This is a genomic window from Desulfoluna sp., from assembly GCF_030145185.1.
Lineage (GTDB): Bacteria > Desulfobacterota > Desulfobacteria > Desulfobacterales > Desulfolunaceae > Desulfoluna.
Genome location: NZ_JAQYWB010000065.1, coordinates 15,244 through 32,136, shown reverse-complemented (window position 1 = coordinate 32,136; position 16,893 = coordinate 15,244). Strand labels below are relative to the sequence as shown.

Here is a 16,893-nt window from a genome sequence, read left to right as displayed (position 1 = left end):
AAATGGGAGTCGAGGGTACTGATAGTGCACGAACTAGGGTTGAAGTACGGGGAGGCATTTAACAATTTGGCCGTGGTTCCGTTTGTCAGGTACTCTTTTCCATCCACAAAGGCGCGGTCGGTGAGGCGCTCGGGGGTAATCATCTCAATGAGTGTCACCGTGTATGCGGAGTTGGCGCCGACAAATCGAAAGGGCTTGCAGCGATTCGCGTGGGTGATGGGAAGGTAATAGAACTGGGCGTCCGTGGCGTTGCCCGTGCAAAGGGACCTTCCCTCGCTGTCGATCAGGGTGACTTCGCGGCTGGCCATAATCACGGCGATGCCGGTTTCAGGAAAGGAGACCACCGCATCAGCCCCATCTGCTTGAACCAGGAGGGTTTCTATGGGTGTATCGAGTTGGGCAATGGGCATGGGGAGGGGGGGCAGAACCGCAATGCCGCAAGGGTTGACACCGGACGGTGCATCGCCGATCCCGCCGTTTGCCTTGAGCTCGTCCACGGCATTGACCAGGGTGTATCCGGGAGACGCATCGCTCCCTCCGGCCTTGGTGAGGGTCATATCCCGAGCCGGGATGTTCTGGGTTCTCTGGTCCAGGTTCCCAAAGTTGTTAACGAACTCTACTTTGCCTATGCCAGTCTGCAGAACAAGAAACTCGTCCATGGTCAGGGGCGCTTGGCCGCGCAGTTGAAGTTTTCTGTTGAGTTTTTTTAATTTTTCCCGGTTGAGCAGGGCAAGGGCCTCTTCGCTGGCCGTGATGGGGAACATCTCCGGGTCGGGAAGCGCAACGAATTCTTTGGTGGCCACAGGAGAGTAGGGCAGTTTTTTCAGCCTGGAGACCACGCCTGCAGGGACGCCCTGTTTTTCAAGCTTTTTGTATTCGATGGTCTTATTGTTCTCTTTAAGGATCGATACGATTTTTTCGGTGGGCAAGGCCGGGTTTGCGTTTCGTATCTCTACTGAAAGGGCTATGAGCCCCGATTTGGTGAGCTTGTCTTTGACCTCTTTATCGGTGGTGAGGCCGACGGACGCTAAAACGCCATCGGGGTCCTCCAGGGCCACCGGGGGACTTTCTACCGGGGGATCATCGTTTGAGCCACTGTGACAGCCTGCCATGAGAAAGACGATGAGAAAGAAGACAAAAAGTGACAGGTACTTGTTAAGTGACCTTTGTATTAAACGATGCATGGAGTTCTCCTGCGGGTGTGATGGGTGAGACAAGCGTGGTCATTTAAAACCTGGTAAGGACGTGACTATTCAGCTCCAAAAAAATGCCTCCGGCGGCAAGGTGTGCCACCTTGAAAGCAGGTTGCAAATGCGCTTTGTCCTTCGTTCCTCAGGCCAAATCACATGTGCCTTAGGTTCTGGATTGACCCAAGATTTTTTTAAAGACCTGTTTGGCAACCTTTTCAAAAGGTTGGCCCCCGGCAGGGCCGCCGGAGGCATAAGCTAAATAGTTATTAATCCGGCGGTTAAATGCATGAATGTCGAGGAGCGTTATCACCCCGATAAAGCTGACATCTCTTTCATCTGCTTTTTTGTATATTAAGTTGCCGGGTTAATACGTAAGGAAAAGGTCTTCCCCGCCGAAAAACAAGAATTTCAGGTTTCCTGTCCGTTCGAAGCGGTCGTCAATATCATCCTATTCATTGTCATTGGAAGGACCGAAGAGTCCCTGCATCTGCTGGAGGGCCTTTATGGCGTCTCCCATCTCCTCATTATTCATCCCTTGCTCCTGGCGACTCACGGGGCGTTCGCCTTCCAGAAGGGATTGGAACATCATGCGGATCTGGCCCGTGATGGCGGCGTCTGCGGCAGGCTCATGGAGGATGTCGGCTCCTTGGGGCAGGGAGAACTTTTGACTCGCTACCCTCTTTTTTTCGATGCGCGTGGCCTCTTCCCGAAAGGTCATGCCCATGAGTTGTCCGGAGGACTTCATGGGGAAATCCGTTCCGGTCAGGGTGCATGTTTCGATGCCCATGGCGGTGACCCGATCGCAGCGATATCCAAGAAGTTTCACGGCTTTCTTCTCAACGGACCCGCTGAGTCCACCCACCAGGGTGATGCCCAGTTGATCGCTGTTTTTAACAAGCTTTTTCTGGTCCTTCCTGGAGAGACGGTTAAATTCGTCTGTGATGACTTTTTTGGGGTTGATCTGTTTGGTGCCGGTGTTGTCGTCTAAGTCTACGGTGTAGATCCAGTCCGGGGTGGTGAGGGTGAGCTCCCGGGTGTTCGTGGAGAAACCAAAGCTTGACCCCGTTTCCGTGCGATAGGCTGCCGTGGTGTGGCCGTGATCTTTGACGTAGACTGTCTCATTTCCTTTGATGGTCCCGGAAATTTCGTAGGAGACGGTTCCCTCTTTAAAGGGTAGTTTTTTGGTCCAGGGGTTCTCCACGGCCAGTGCCGGTGCTGAGAAAAAAAAGGTCATAAGAAGGGCAAGGGCGGTGCGTTTCATGGAATCTCCTGCTTGGGGGTAAAAGATGAGAACGGCAGTACACGATAATAGTAAAAAGAAATATACAGATTCATCTTTTAAGTCAATGGGTTGGAGGTCACTGATTGATGGCCTGGAGTCACTTTTTTGGCGGTGAATGGATGACTCTGGTCACTTTGGGGGTGGCGTGAAGACAAGGGGTGAGGCCGGCCTTGTGCCAAAGGGGTCAGGACGTTTTTCGTGTTCGGTTGTCTTGCCGAGGGATTAACGTGGCGTTATGTCTTCTTTTAAGCCGGAAGGATTGAAGGGTGAGGGTGTTGAAATGCGCGGTGAAATGAAATTTACGGGCTTACCCGTCAGCGGATGTGTTCCCCTGGGGCAGGAGGGGGAGACAGTGCGTCTCCGGCGCTGAAGCGGCCCCGCCTTGCCGCGGGATGACGATGCGGGCCATGAAGCCGTCTTCGGTGCTGAAGCGTGCCGAGCCGTTCAGGACACGGAGGCGCTCTTCCATGCCCAGCAGGCCGTTGCCACGGGTGAGGCTGGCGGCCCCTTTCCCGTTGTCCACGGCCAGGAGTTGGGCGTGGGATTCACGGATCGTGACGGAGAGAAAGAGCCTTGAAGCACCTGCGTGTTTGAGACAGTTGGTGATGAGCTCGGTGCTGGTTCGGGCAAGGGCGGTGTGGAGGGCCGGTTCCAGGAGATAGATCATTCCGTGAAAATTTAAGGTGACCTCCAGGCCGGTGTGGCGTGTCTGGGCGATGGTCTCTTCGATGCTTCGTTTCAGCTCTTCTCCACTGACCCGGGGGGCGTCCTTTTGGGAGCCCGGGACGGCCTTGATGCCGGTCAGGCCGGAGTTCAAAGCTGTGATGGCATGGCCCAGGGCCGGTAGGCCATGGGCCGTGTCCCGGTGGCCGTAGATTCGGGCCACCTCAAGGAGTTTGATGGCCGTAACCAGGGAGTGGCCAATGATATCGTGGAGCTCCCGGGCCACGAATTTTCGGGCGCTGCCTTTGGAGAGTTCTTTCAGGTGGGCAATGGTCTTTTCAATGCACCGATTCTTCTCTTCGATGTCCTGTTGACTGGCCAGGATGTCCGCCTGGATGCCTTTGTAATGGGAAATATTTCGTACCGTGACCAGGTGTTGGACTCCGGTGAGGGTTCGGATTTTTTTGCAGTAGATGAAAAAGGAGGCCTCTGTGGTGGTCTCCTCATAGCTCACTTCCGATGCCCCCCGGCTGCGTTCGGGCAGGGCGTCCAGCAGGGCAACCCTGTCGGCGGCAGAGCCGGGCAGGGCTTGAAAGGCTTCGTTGGTGTACCCGATGCGGAATCGCCGGTCCAAAAGAGCGATGGGCAGGCTCACGTGATGGGTGATCTCGTGGCGCATCAGGGGGGTGAGGGAGAAAAGGTCGTGGTTGAAGGTGGCGTGCATGAAAAGCAGGGTCGACCAGGTAAAGACAATGGGGGTGATGTCAAAGATCACGGGAATTTGTGCGATGAGGGTCAGGGCATGGAGGACCTTGGTGATGTAGAGAAAGTTAAGAACAAGAGGTACCAGAATGGCCGTACTGACCAGCCAGGACACCGCACGGCTCTTGCCGGAGAACGCGTGGTTGAATCGCTGTCGGCAGTAAAAGATGCCGACGCCGAAGTAGGCGTATTCGATGAGCATGTGGGCGTAAAACAACGGGCCGAAGCTGTCTCCGTAAAAGTCATAGTGGCTGTAGAAGAGCTTGTGGTACGGGTTGGTGAGGATCCAGGAAAATTGCAGCACGGGCAGGGCGTAGATCCACCCTCGGCTTTTTTTGGGCAGGGGGGTTCCACGGGACATGGCATACCCGAATGCGACAAAGGACACCTCCACCATGCAGGTGCAGGCGTAGTAGCCGAGGATGAAGATCCACCTCAAGGTGACCTCGGGTGCCACGGTCTTGAAGATTTTAAAGACCATCCAGAGGATCATGGCACTCAGCATCATCATAAAGGCGTTGGCCGAGGGGTCGTCCCGCCGGGTCTTTATATAAAAAACCGTCAGGCAGGCCACGGACAGCACGATGGCTGTGATGTGGATGAGGCAGATGGCGGCAATTTCCAGCTTAAGGTTCGGGGACACGCTCAGTCATCCTATTCAATTCCGTTTTCAACCGCGTAGATCGCCAGCTCCATCCGGTTGGTGATCCCCAGCTTCTCGTAGAAGCGGCTCACCTTGTTCTTGATGGTGCCCTCGGCGTAGTGAAGGGTTTCTGCAATGGCTTTATTGCTCTCACCCATGACGATGAGTCGGATAATGGTGATCTCCTCCACACTCAGGATATCCGTATAGGTCGTTTTTCCGGGATTGCGGGTTTTGACACGTTCCAGCAGGATTTCCCGGGCTCCGGGGTGGAGCACCGTCAGCCCCATGGCCACGCACCGAATGGTCACCAGCAGTTTTTCATAACCGATGTCCTTGGTGATGTAGCCATCGGCTTTTCCCAGGAGCGCCTCGGTGATGTACTCCGGGTTTTCGAAGGTGGTGAGCATCAGGACCTTGATGCCCGGGTGGTTTTTTTTGAGAATCTTCAGGGCCGCCAGGCCGTCGATATGGGGCATCTCAACATCCATCAGGACCAGGTCCGGGGGGGAGGCTAAACAACTCGCGATGAGCTCTTCACCGGACCCCACGGCGCCGGTCACGGTTAAGTCTGGAGCGCTGTTGATGATCTGTTCAAGGGAGTTCCTCAATAGCATCTGGTCGTCGGCGATGATGACGTGAATTTCAGGTGTCATGGTATCTCCTGTACTGGGCAACGAGGGTGCGTATTCGGGAAAGGTTTGTCCTTGTCTCGGCGATGAGGGCTTCCAGGCGTTCGTTAAACCCCGCTTCGTGGGGGGTTTGGGAAAGGGCAACCACCCTTTCTCTGAAGCGGTCGATAAAGGTGTCCTGGGTGCGTGTGACAGTGTTCAGAAGGGCTCCGATCTCTTTTTCCTTTTCCAGGTCAAAGACGATGAGGGTGTATTGGTGAAGTTTTTGGTTGACCTTTTCGAGCTGTTTTCTCTGCTCCTCCTGAATGTCCAGCATCTCGATATGGTGGGTGATGTCGGAAAAGATAATAAACAGGTCCTTTTGCTCTTTGCCGACCGCTTGTGTTCGGCATTCAATATGCCGCCTGCCGTCCTGGGACGAAAACCCTGGGATATGGTAGCGGGTGCTGGGGTGCATTCCCTGGATGATCAAGCTGGCGGGGTCGCTCCGGGAAATTCTGGGTAACCCTTTTTTGAGAAAGTCGGCCGTACGGGCAGGGTGGTTTCGGTAGACGACCTCCCTTTTTTCGTCGCAGAGAAAGACCGCATCATCAATGAGGTTGTGGATGTTTGAAAAGGCCTGGTCTCCGATGTGGTACGCCCTGAGTTCGGAGGAGAAGAGGTGAAACCCCATCAGGAGGAACGGGTAGAGGAAAAGAAGGCTTATATCCCCGGCCGGCCCACCATGTTGGGCCAGGGCGAGGTGGATTGCCGCGGGCATGGCAAGAAAGAGGACGGGACCGAGCGGCCTTGATGAACGAAGAGCCGTGGCCATGGCGAGAAGGATGACGCCCCCTGTAACGACCTGATAACCCGCCCCAAAGGCCATGGAGGTGAGGGTGTTCCCCTCAATGAGAAGGGAGGGGAAAAACGCAAAGATCACCAGCCCAGGGACAAAGAGAAGCAGAAGAGTCCTCAAGAGTACGGGAGGAAGAGATGAGCCGAGTCCCACGAGATAGACAAGGGCCCCTTCGGTTGCCATGAGGCAGAAAAGTTCTATCTGACGTGCGGAAAGGGCAAGGGATTGGGTGCTCACCACCTCTGCGGATAACCGCATGAACGCCGCCGCTCCCAGGACCATGTGACCGACCATGATGAGCCGGCCTCCTCGCTTGAATCCTTGATAGTGGCTGATGACAGCCCCCATAACGATTCCTGCAAGCAGCAGCGTGAGAAACGAGACGGCAAAAAATTGAGCGTATGTATAGTAGCGACCGTCTCCCACGGCAGTTCCTTTGGTTATAAAATTCTTGGTGCGTTACGGCCCATTATTTTTGCTGACGACGTAGCGTTGACCTTTTTTGTCGATTTGCTGAATTATTTGAAGCGCCTATAAAAACAGCCTATCGTTCTTCGCTTGATTGACTTGCCGGGGGAATCTTGTTTACTAAAATGATTTTCTTTTTTTTGTCAAGAAAAGACGAAATAAACTAAAAAAGGCGGAACCAATTTGGTTCCGCCTTTTTCTGTTCAATGGAGTGTTTGCTGAAAATGAGAACCTGAACCTCATCCCCTTTTTCGCAAAGGGGGTGAGAGCTCAGGGTAACGCTTTTTTAACCCGGATTTTTCACGAGTTGGGTGCGCTCATATGCAAGGCATCAGAGCTGAAGATGTAGTGGCTTACCTCAAAGCTCTGATAACGCGGCAGATGAGTGCACCCGGCTCGCCCGAAGGGTGAGAAAATCAAACAGAATACCGTGGATTACATTTTGCATTTTTGAAACGACTGAAAATATTACTGCAAAGAACTGTAATTACGTGTTATTCCTTAATCCTGATTGTTCTCTCATGAAATATTCGGGTTAAGGGTTCATCACGTAGGTATCTACGAGGGAGTAGATATGATCGTTGATGACGCGCTCGTAGCGATCGATGTCAACCACGGGCTTCATCACCATCTGCTTGCAGAGTTCCTGCTGCTTCTCGGTGCTGGAGGGCTTCATGGCCAGATCCAGCGCATAGCGGCTCATGTCCCGAACAAAAACGTCGAAGATGGAGTCCAGGATGTCATCTTCGAGATTTTCCCGCTTGGCACTTTCCACGATGAGCTGTGCGTAGGGGACGACGCAGAAGATCTCGCCCATGGCGAAGAGGAAATCGAAGTTGGCCATCTGACCCATGAGGTCGTTGGCGGATTCCATGAGGAGCTGCTTGAAGAGCTCCACCTGCTTGATGAACACTTTGACGTTGGGCAGGTCGACGCTTTCAAAGACAGGCATGTAATCGTGGAACTGGATCTTGCCATAGCCTTTGGTGGGCCCCTGGTTGAAGAGGAAGTCGTCGTTCTCGCCCCCGTTTTTCAGGCCGACCTCTTCGTACTCTTTCGGGTTGAACATGAAGTTGGGGATCAGCTTGGCCATGAGGGCCATGTTGACGTGCTTGGTGCCTTCCAGCTTGGGCATGCCCTTGATCTCAACGGCTGCGTGTTCGAAGTGCTGATCCTTTTCAAATCCTTTGGCTGCCAAAACATCCCAGATCAGTTCGTGAACGATCTCACCCTGGATGGCCACCTTCATTTTCATGAGGGGGTTGTACAGGAGGTAGCGACGATCTTCAGGACCGGCAGCGCGCATGTAGTCTGTGGCGCGCAGGCCGAAGAGCTTCATGGCCACGATGCGGGTGTAGGAGTCGAAGAAGAGTTGCTTGATGTGGGCAAATTCGGTGACTTTCTTGCCGAAGATTTCTCGGTGGGCTGCGTGGTTCAGGGCCTCATAAAGAGAGTGGGTGCTGAGGCCGATGGCGGCGGTTCCGATGTTGAACTTGCAGATGTTGATGGTGTTGAGCATGTCGTCCCAGGCTTTTTTGCCGCGGGAGAGGATCTCGCCATCGGTGATGGGGTAGTCATGCAGCTTGAACTCGGAGACGTACATCTGGTCGCAGGCGATGACGTTCTGGATGCATTCGTACTTCTCGTGGTGTGAGTCCACCATAAAGAAGACGTAGTCGTCGGTGTCGGCCAGTTTGCCGAAGACAGAGACGATGCCAGCCTCGTTGCCGTTACCAATATAGTATTTGGTGCCCTGGGCCAGGTAGGTGCCGTCGCCCTGGGGATAGAGTTTCATGTCGCTGGAGTAGATGTCCGCTCCGTGCTCTTTCTCGGACAGACCGAAGGCGCAAAGGGGGTTTTCTTTCAGCTTGGCGGCTGCTTTGTGCTTGGCCTCTTCGTTGTCGCCCAGGAAGACCGGGTCCAGCCCCAGGGTGGAGACGTGGTACATGTACCAGTAAGCCGAGCTGTAGAAACCACAGATTTCGGAGAACTCGAACATCTTGTAGGTGCTGTAATGCTGATTGGGGTCATCCCCATAGCCCTTGGGCAGGAAGAGGGACTCAAAGATGTGCTCTTCTTTGATAAACTCAGCAAAATCGCTGGTGAAGGTCCGTTCCTGATAGTCTTTCTTGATCGCTGCAAGTCCCTTATTCTCAAACCAATCGATGGTCTTGAGCATAATCTCTTTGGAACGCTCATCCGGGTAGTTTCTGTCTTTGTATTTTTTCGGGTTTAAAAGGACCATGGGTTCACCTCCTGAACAACTGAAATAAGCAAATATATGGATTCGACTCCAATAGTGAGAAACATTGTTTTGGTAGCACCAATTCAGGGGGGTATCAAGGGGTTTTTGGTTGTGTACAAAAGTTTATCGGAAGGCTGTTTTCTAAATACACAGTATTAACAGGCGTAAGGGTAAATAATAATTGTTTGTGTGCGACATAAAAAATAAAATTGGTTGACCAATTTTAGGCCGTGTATTACTTGTGAGGAACATTTTTACCATACGGTAAAAGCCCTTGTACCCTCGGATTTTGTGTGGGGGAGTGATCGTGTCTTTTAGGTTTTGTCAGGCCCCAGGTGATGTCTTGTCAGACCCCAGGTGATCTCTTCCCTTTGAGGGAGCTTTTCGTACCGGCTCCTCCGGGGACGAATTTTTATTCATGCGTTTTTATCTGCCTTTTTATGGTGGGTCAGGATGGCCCCATGACAACATGTATTGCAGATACGGTCTTTGAAAGTCTTCGGAGGGATATCTTTACCGGCCATTTCGAGGCGGGCTATCGGCTTCCATCGGAGAGGGCTCTGTCCGATCGGTTTGATGCAAGTCGGAATACGATACGAGATGCCTTAAGCCGCCTGGATCATATGAAGCTGGTTCGGCGAGTTCCCCAGAGCGGCACCTATGTGACAGATTACCGGAATGAGGCGGCGCTCTCCCTTTTGATCTATTACATCGAAAACAGCCTGGACTTAACCGATGAGGTGCTCACCTCGTTTATGGATTTTCGCCTTGTCTGCGAGCGGTTTGCGGTGAAGCGGGCCGTTCATCGCATGGGTCCCGAAGATATCAAGCATCTCCACATCCTGCTTGACGAGAAGCAGGCCCATCACGCAGACGGCCGCATTCTGGCCGACTGCGATTACAACTTCCATGAATATCTCTTTCAGATGGCCGACAGCCTCGCCGTTCAGCTTATTTTTAATACCTTAAAACCCGTTTTTATCAACTATTTGACCTACTACTATAACCTCGGCGACGACCCCAACGGGATTATCGATTACCAGAGGAGCCTTGTGGCTGCCCTGGAAACAAGGGATGAAGAGCTCTGCGGATACATGATGGAGAAACTTCTTCTCTTCGGCATCAATCTTATTAAGGAAGCCAGGTTGGTGGATCAGAACAGCCGTGATTGAGATGTCAGGCACGCATATGACCCACCGTCGCTCCGAGCGCACAAGAGATGGTTTTCGCCGTTTTGTTCACTTCGCTGGCGACCAATTCTGCTGAATCATCGGTGATACGGATGGAGGGGACTGAGCAGCTGATCGTGGCAATGACATGGCCCGTGTGGTCAAAAATGGGCGCGGCAACACAACGCACCCCCAGGTAAATTTCTTCATTGTCGTAGGCCAGGCCATCCCGTCGGAGTTGAACGAACTCGCGTCGGAGTTCGGCGAGGTCGGCCTCCCTTATGGTCGGATCTTCCTGCGTGATGCGCCGAAGCATGTCGTCCATTTCCGTGTCCGGAAGAAAGGCAAGGTATATCTTACCGGACGCGGATCGATAAATGGGAAAGGAGGTGCCGATCACCGAATCGGGGCGCAACACCTGGGTCGTTCCCAATTTGTCGACCACAACCATGTCCGTGCCTTCGGGAACGGTGAGGTTGACGGTTTCATCAACGGCCGCGAGGAGGGCTCGGCAGGCAGGGCGTGCCAGGTCGACAAGGCCGGATTGCGAGACGACGCGACTGCCTATTTTGAACAGTTCGAGGGTGAGTTGGTAGCGACCGCCTTTCTGTTCCTGCGTTACGTAGCCCAGCTCCGTAAGGGTCAGCACAATGCGGAAGACCGTGGTTTTGGGCAGCCCTGTGGCACGGCAGATTTCGCCAAGTTCCCACTGTGGCTGCCGTGACATGACATCGATGATCTCAAATGCTTTTCCGATGGAATGGATGGTGTTTCCGGCCATGTTTTTCCTTGTCAGTTAGGCAAAACGTCTTACCAAAAAAATACGCGCACACGATAACGAAAATAAAGATAAATCAAGGCTCTGCATGCAAAGGGAGCTCATGCGGTTGACAAGAATCGCCCCTTTGATTCTGTCGACAGCGGATTTTTTTTGGCTCTCCGAGGGTATTCATGCCAGCCTCAGCAAGGTTTACCACAGGTCTCACCGACTTGTAAAATTTGCGAATATAAGGCTCACTCAATCATCACTCTTTCCGTCATCATCCTCTTCATAAAATCCAGCAGTTTCCCCTCGCCCGAAGGGTTAGAAAAGTGAGTAGAAAACGGTGAATTACATTTTGCATTTTTGAAATGTCTATATCTTACTTCGTAACCCGCCGTAATGACGATGCTATTGTTTTGGCCTGGTCGTTTTCTCATGAAATATCCGGGCTATCCACCATGGGTTCCCGCCTTCGCGGGAAAGACGGTAGAGAAGAGCGACACCCTTCGCCTCCTCGTCTTCCCCGGCTGCCCGGAAAAATGGATCCGGTTGTGCAGTTTTACAGGCCGATACTCGCCACCTTTTGTATCTTCAAGTGACCGGGGATCCATGATTGGATTTACATTTCCCTCCTGTATGAGGCTCCGGTGGTAAGGGAGCTCAAGCGCACCCTTATGTGCGGTGACCCGTTGCCAACGGTGTGGGGGCATGCGTTTTGCCCCCCTTGTCACGGCGCAGCCGGAGAGCATTCGCAACCCCGCCCTCAGGCAGCCAGCTTGAGCTCCTGTTTGACAGGAACCTCCTTGGGTTTTTGCCAGACCAGCAGCACCATGCTCGTGAACAACAGCAGGGTGCCGCACAAGGTCATCCCGGTCAGGGGTTCATGCAATAAAAACACGCCAAACAGCGCAGCTCCTAAGGGCTCAGTCAGACAAAGCGTCGATGTGGTCGCCAACGAGGTGCTGCGCATTCCCGTGAGGATAAGGGGAAAGGCGGCAGCGGTCGTCAGGAGGCCCAGGTCAAGGACCACCAGCTCCCCTCGGACGGTGGCCATCCATGCCAGTGGCTGCATAAGAAGGATGGGCAGCATGGCGATGCCGCTGATCAAAAAAGCGACGGTCATGATGTGTATCGATTGATGCTTCTCAAGCAACGGCTTGATGGCGACGAGGAACAGCGCGTAGGAGGCCCCGGCCAATAACGCAAGAACGATGCCCCCAAGGGTGAGCACCCCGGCCCCTCTCCCGGCCAACGAGATCGCGGCAAGCCCTGTGATGGCCGTCGCTGTCGCTCCGTACCAGACGGGGGATGGCTTTTCGCCAAGCAGCAGCCACCCCAGAATGCCCACCACGATGGGGCTGCCTCCGACGGCCACCACGCTTCCGACGGCAACACCGATGTTCTTGATGGCGATGAAAAAAAATATCTGGTAGGCAACCAACCCCATCGCAGCCATCAGCGTTGGCAGCTTGGGCCAGCCCGTTCGCGTGGGCATATTCCCCGTCAGCAGACACAGCAACAGCAGAGAAATCCCTCCGCCCAGGAGCCGAAGGGCTCCGATGGCAAGCGGCGTCGCCCCTTCCGGTGCCAAAGCCTGTGCGGTCCCCGTGGTGCTGGAGCAGATACAGCCGATGATAATTAACATGGGGCCTGTGAAAATCTTCTTGTACATCAACAACGTTCCTTCTTGAAAAAATAGAGTGTAAGGCAGAGCAGAAAGTCTTCTGTCTCCGATGTATTCCATAATGCAAAATATCGTTCCACTTATTTACGGTGGATAATTGATCCCTGTAGCACGGATCTCTCACGCCTCGCGTGCTTTCATATTCACGGCATCAGCGAGGCAGATTCAGTGGTTTACCTCAAGACTGAGATAGCTTGTAATATGGATGCACTTGGCTCGCCTTAAGAATTCTAACATCACAGATTCATGAGCGTTGCGTTTTTCATGACAGATCCGGGTTTGGTGCGTAAACGCGCAGCGAATGGGTGCAGAATCCAATCTGCATTCGACGTGCAAATTTAAAGGTGTTCCGTATAGTGGAACGGTATTCCATTTATTAAAAATAGACTTCGCCAGTTGGATTGTCAACAGGAAAGAGAGACGCGTGGGCTAACCCCGGCGTCAGGCCGTGGCTGTGAACCCCTGCCATCTGTGGGCCAGGGGTTCATGCCCCTGGCTTCCCCTCAACGGAACTGAAAATGCATGTAACTATTCAGCTTATGCCTCCGGCGGCCCTGCCGGGGGCTAAACTTTTGCCTGATGTTATAAAGACGGGTTTAATAAACAGGTCTTAAATACATATTTCAAATCTGCGCCGGAGGCTTTTTGGGGTGCTGAATAGTTACCAAATGCACAGTCTATTTGTTTCTGTACCTTTATTTGTCCCGCCTTTTTTCTGAGGCCTCGATGGCTGCATGGGCGGCGGCCAGGCGGGCGATGGGGATGCGGTAGGGGGAGCAGCTGACATAGTCGAGCCCGGCGTTGTAGCAGAAGCGCACCGAGGCGGGGTCGCCCCCGTGTTCGCCGCAGATCCCGATTTTAAGGTCGGGGCGGGTTGTGCGCCCTTTTTCCACGGCGATTTTGATGAGTTCGCCCACGCCCAGGGGGTCGAGGGTCTGGAAGGGGTCGGCGGGGAGAATTTTCTTTTCTAAATAGGTGGGCATGAATCCCCCGGTATCGTCACGGCTGAACCCGTAGGTGAGCTGGGTGAGGTCGTTGGTTCCAAAGGAGAAGAATTCGGCCAGTTCGGCCATTTGATGCGCCCGTAAGGCCGATCTCGGGATTTCGATCATGGTGCCGAATTTGTGGACGATGCCGGCCAGCCCGTATTGCCTGGAGATCTCTTCGCAGACACGGGTGACGATTCTTCGGACAAAGACCAGTTCATTGACATCACAGGTGACGGGAATCATGATCTCGGGCAGGGGGTGGTAGCCGCTTTTTACCAGTTCCGCGGTGGCTTCAAAGATGGCCTTTACCTGCATCTCGGTGAGGTCGGGATAGCTGATTCCCAGGCGGACACCCCGATGCCCCATCATGGGGTTGCTCTCCTGGAGTGCCTCGCAGCGGCGTTTGATTTCGTTTAAATCCACCCCGAGGGCTTCGGCCAGTTCCATCTGTTTGTTTCGGGAGTGGGGGATGAACTCGTGGAGGGGAGGGTCCAGGGTACGGAGGGTGACAGGCATGCCGTCCATGGTTTCGAGGGTCTCTTTGATCGACTGCTTGATAAAGGGGGCTAATTCGTTAATAGCCGCTTTTCGTTCGCTCTCCGTATCGCTTAAGATGATTTGCCGCAAAATAAAGAGGGGGTCGTCGGGGCCTGCGCTGTAGAACATGTGCTCGGTGCGGAAGAGGCCGATGCCTTCGGCCCCGTAATTTTTTGCCACCAGGGCGTCTTCGCGGGTGTCGGCGTTGGCCCGGACGCCCAGGGTGCGATAGGTGTCGGCCATGGTCATAAAGGATTGAAACCGTGGGTCTTCAGACGCATCCGCCATTTTGAGCTTTCCTTCGTACACGAGCCCCCGGGTGCCGTTCAGGGTGAGGATGTCTCCCTGATTGAAGATTTTTTCGCCGATCTGCATTTTTTTTAAGGAGGGGTGGATGACGATGTCACCGGCACCCACGATGCAGCATTTGCCCCAGCCGCGTGCCACCAGGGCCGCATGGCTGGTCATGCCGCCTCGGGCGGTGAGGATGCCGGAGGCGGCTCGCATCCCTTCGATATCTTCCGGATTGGTCTCTTCACGCACCAAAATGACATGGGGGTGGGTCTTGGAGAGTTTGACGGCTTCCTCCGCGGTAAAGGCAATGTGCCCGAAGGCACCTCCGGGGCCGGCGGGAAGTCCCTCGGTGAGGACCTGGGCCAGGCTCTCTTCTGTGGGGTCTACAATGGGGTGGAGCAGCTCGTTGAGCTGGTGGGGTTTCACCCGTTTGATGGCCGTGACCTCATCGATGAGGTTTTCGCTTAACATCTCCATGGCCATGACCAGTGAGGCCGTGCCGGTGCGTTTGCCGACGCGGCATTGGAGCATGTAGAGCTTTTCGTTTTGGATGGTGAACTCGATATCGAGCATCTCTTTGTAGTGTTGCTCCAGAGTGTGCCGGATGGTTTCGAGTTCCTGGTAGACGTCGGGCATGGCCGTTTCGAGGGAGGTGACCCCCTTGTTTTTTTTCCGCTTGGTGGCTTCGTTGATGGGGGCAGGGGTTCTCAGGCCTGCCACCACATCTTCGCCCTGGGCGTTGGCGAGCCATTCGCCGAAAAACGTGTTCTCCCCGGTGGCCGGGTTGCGGGTAAAGGCCACGCCGGTTGCCGAGGTGTCTCCCATGTTCCCGAAGACCATGGCCTGGACGGTGACGCCGGTGCCCCAATTGTCAGGAATGTGTTCGATGCGGCGATAGGAGCGTGCCCGCTTGCCGTTCCAGCTTTTAAAGACGGCCCCGATAGCCCCTTCGAGCTGGGCTTTCGGGGAGTCTGGGAAGTCGCTTCCCAGGACCGTGGCCACCTGCAGGGTAAACAGGTTGCAGATCTCTTTCAGGTCGTTTTCGGACAGCGCGGCGTCATTTTCGACTCCGCGGGTCTCTTTGAAATCCGACAGGATTTTTTCCAGCTGCGGGCGAATGCCACCGCCGGTCTCCGGCTGGATTCCTTCGGCTTTTTCCATCACCACATCCGCGTACATCATGATCAGTCGGCGGTAGGAGTCATAGACAAATCGTCCGTTGCCTGTTTTTTTGATGAGTCCCGGGATGGTCTTCGTGGTGAGTCCCACGTTGAGCACGGTTTCCATCATCCCCGGCATGGATTGCCGACCGCCGGACCGGCAGGAGACGAGCAGGGGATTCTCCGGGTCCCCGAAGGTCAGCCCCATGCTTTTTTCAAGCTGTAAAAGCGCCTTTTTCAGTTGCTCCTCATAGCCCTTGGGGTAGCTTCCACCCGTTTGAAGGAAGGCGTTGCAGCACTCCGTGGAGAGGGTGAACCCCGGTGGCACAGGGATGCCCAGGCGGGCCATCTCGGCGAGGTTGGCACCCTTGCCCCCCAAAAGATTCATCCAGGATGCGTCGCCTTCCGTTTCTTCTGCGTTAAAGCTGTAGATATATTTTTCCATGCGTGGAGTCCTCCATACTTACTCGAGTTCTCGGTGATTGGGAGGGCCGGTGATTCACAGCCATGGGTTACCTGCTCATTCCAGGCTCCAATGTCACCAACGTCGGTGAGATTACGGCGGCATCCTAGGATGGGCACCCATTTAATATCAAAGGGCGAAGCGAGCCCATCTGGTAGTCAGGAAACCCACAACGATGAAAATTACATAAATTTCGATGACGCGGCATCTTTCCCCGGCGTGATCGGTTGCACCCGCGCCAGATGGGCACGGCACACCCTTTGCCCATCCTGCAGGTTTCCAACAATAACAAGCGTACAGAGGTTATGTTGCACCAAAACCTGTCCATTGATCACTCAAACATGGATGGGAAAAGATGGTAATCAGATAAAACTATGTAATAAAACTGTATATACTTTAGTATTGAGGTTTCTCATGAAATATCCGGGTTGGGTGAATCATGCCCGGAGGGTGTGGGGAAAGAGAGGGCGAAGTGAGTGAGAATGGAAAAAATTGCTTTATTTTCTAAAATACAGGCATAGCGAGTGCCTGTCAAGCCGAGCTGAGTTTGTTGTATTGATCATAATTGTATGTGACTGTTGGCTTTTCGGGGTGATTTCACGTGAAGGCCGGTCACGACCGTCATGCCTGACCGGTGAACCCTTCCATCTCCCCAGAGGTATGATCTATGCCGATATGTGACCAGGATCCCCACCTCGCTGCCTTGTACTCACAAGCCCGTTATGTTACTTGCTGTGTATCATGGGATTGGTTAGCCCGGATATTTCATGAGAAAACAATCAGGACTAAGGAATAATTTGTAATTACAGTTCTTTGCAGTAATATTTTCAGTCGTTTCAAAAATGCAAAATGTAATCCACTGTATTCTGTTTGATTTTCTCACCCTTCGGGCGAGCCGGGTGCACTCATCTGCCGCGTTATCAGAGCCTTGAGGTAAACCACTACATCTTCAGCTCTGATGCCTTGCATATGAGCGCACCCAACTCGTGAAATATCCGGGTTAGGATAACGAATCCCTTTAAAAATTATCTAATTCATTTGTAACTATTCAGCTTATGCCTCCAGCGGCCCTGTCGGGGGCTAAACTTTTGAAAAGTTGAACAAACAGGTC

10 protein-coding genes are annotated in these 16,893 nt (G+C 53.6%); 1 reads left to right on the top strand and 9 read right to left on the bottom strand.

The annotated features are described in order from the left end of the window. The 6 genes from Q1Q75_RS17900 to Q1Q75_RS17875 form a co-directional block, all read right to left on the bottom strand. A partial coding sequence (locus tag Q1Q75_RS17900; protein WP_300673445.1) for a hypothetical protein occupies positions 1 to 1,184 on the bottom strand: 1,184 nt, incomplete at its 3' end. Between the two features lie 454 nt (positions 1,185 to 1,638). Continuing rightward, on the bottom strand, positions 1,639 to 2,451 hold the full coding sequence (locus Q1Q75_RS17895) for a hypothetical protein (RefSeq protein ID WP_300673442.1): 813 nt from the start codon (positions 2,449 to 2,451) through the stop codon (positions 1,639 to 1,641). A 328-nt stretch (positions 2,452 to 2,779) separates the two neighbouring features. Then, positions 2,780 to 4,540, bottom strand: a complete 1,761-nt coding sequence (locus Q1Q75_RS17890; protein WP_300673440.1) for a histidine kinase N-terminal 7TM domain-containing protein — start codon at positions 4,538 to 4,540, stop codon at positions 2,780 to 2,782. A gap of 11 nt (positions 4,541 to 4,551) precedes the next feature. Further along, positions 4,552 to 5,196, bottom strand: coding sequence for a response regulator transcription factor (locus tag Q1Q75_RS17885; protein ID WP_300673437.1), 645 nt, complete (start codon positions 5,194 to 5,196; stop codon positions 4,552 to 4,554). Then, the gene (locus Q1Q75_RS17880; protein ID WP_300673435.1) at positions 5,186 to 6,436 is read right to left on the bottom strand and encodes a hypothetical protein; all 1,251 of its coding nucleotides are present in this window, start codon (positions 6,434 to 6,436) and stop codon (positions 5,186 to 5,188) included. Before Q1Q75_RS17880 ends, Q1Q75_RS17885 begins: the two co-directional genes overlap by 11 nt. Positions 6,437 to 7,013: 577 nt before the next feature. After that, complete coding sequence (locus Q1Q75_RS17875; protein WP_300673433.1) at positions 7,014 to 8,723, bottom strand: acyl-CoA dehydrogenase family protein; 1,710 nt, start codon at positions 8,721 to 8,723, stop codon at positions 7,014 to 7,016. A 461-nt stretch (positions 8,724 to 9,184) separates the two neighbouring features. Between Q1Q75_RS17875 and Q1Q75_RS17870 the strand changes: the two genes are divergently transcribed. Then, the gene (locus Q1Q75_RS17870; RefSeq protein WP_300673430.1) at positions 9,185 to 9,895 is read left to right on the top strand and encodes a GntR family transcriptional regulator; all 711 of its coding nucleotides are present in this window, start codon (positions 9,185 to 9,187) and stop codon (positions 9,893 to 9,895) included. Between the two features lie 4 nt (positions 9,896 to 9,899). On the opposite strand, the gene Q1Q75_RS17865 is transcribed toward Q1Q75_RS17870, so the two are convergent. The 3 genes from Q1Q75_RS17865 to ppdK form a co-directional block, all read right to left on the bottom strand. Then, positions 9,900 to 10,673: an IclR family transcriptional regulator gene (locus tag Q1Q75_RS17865; protein ID WP_300673428.1), complete on the bottom strand. Its 774-nt coding sequence runs from the start codon at positions 10,671 to 10,673 to the stop codon at positions 9,900 to 9,902. Between the two features lie 745 nt (positions 10,674 to 11,418). Beyond that, positions 11,419 to 12,327 (bottom strand): DMT family transporter, encoded by a 909-nt coding sequence (locus tag Q1Q75_RS17860; RefSeq protein ID WP_300673425.1) that lies wholly within the window; start codon positions 12,325 to 12,327, stop codon positions 11,419 to 11,421. A 707-nt stretch (positions 12,328 to 13,034) separates the two neighbouring features. Beyond that, complete coding sequence (gene ppdK, locus Q1Q75_RS17855; RefSeq protein WP_300673423.1) at positions 13,035 to 15,764, bottom strand: pyruvate, phosphate dikinase; 2,730 nt, start codon at positions 15,762 to 15,764, stop codon at positions 13,035 to 13,037. Positions 15,765 to 16,893: the final 1,129 nt, after the last annotated feature.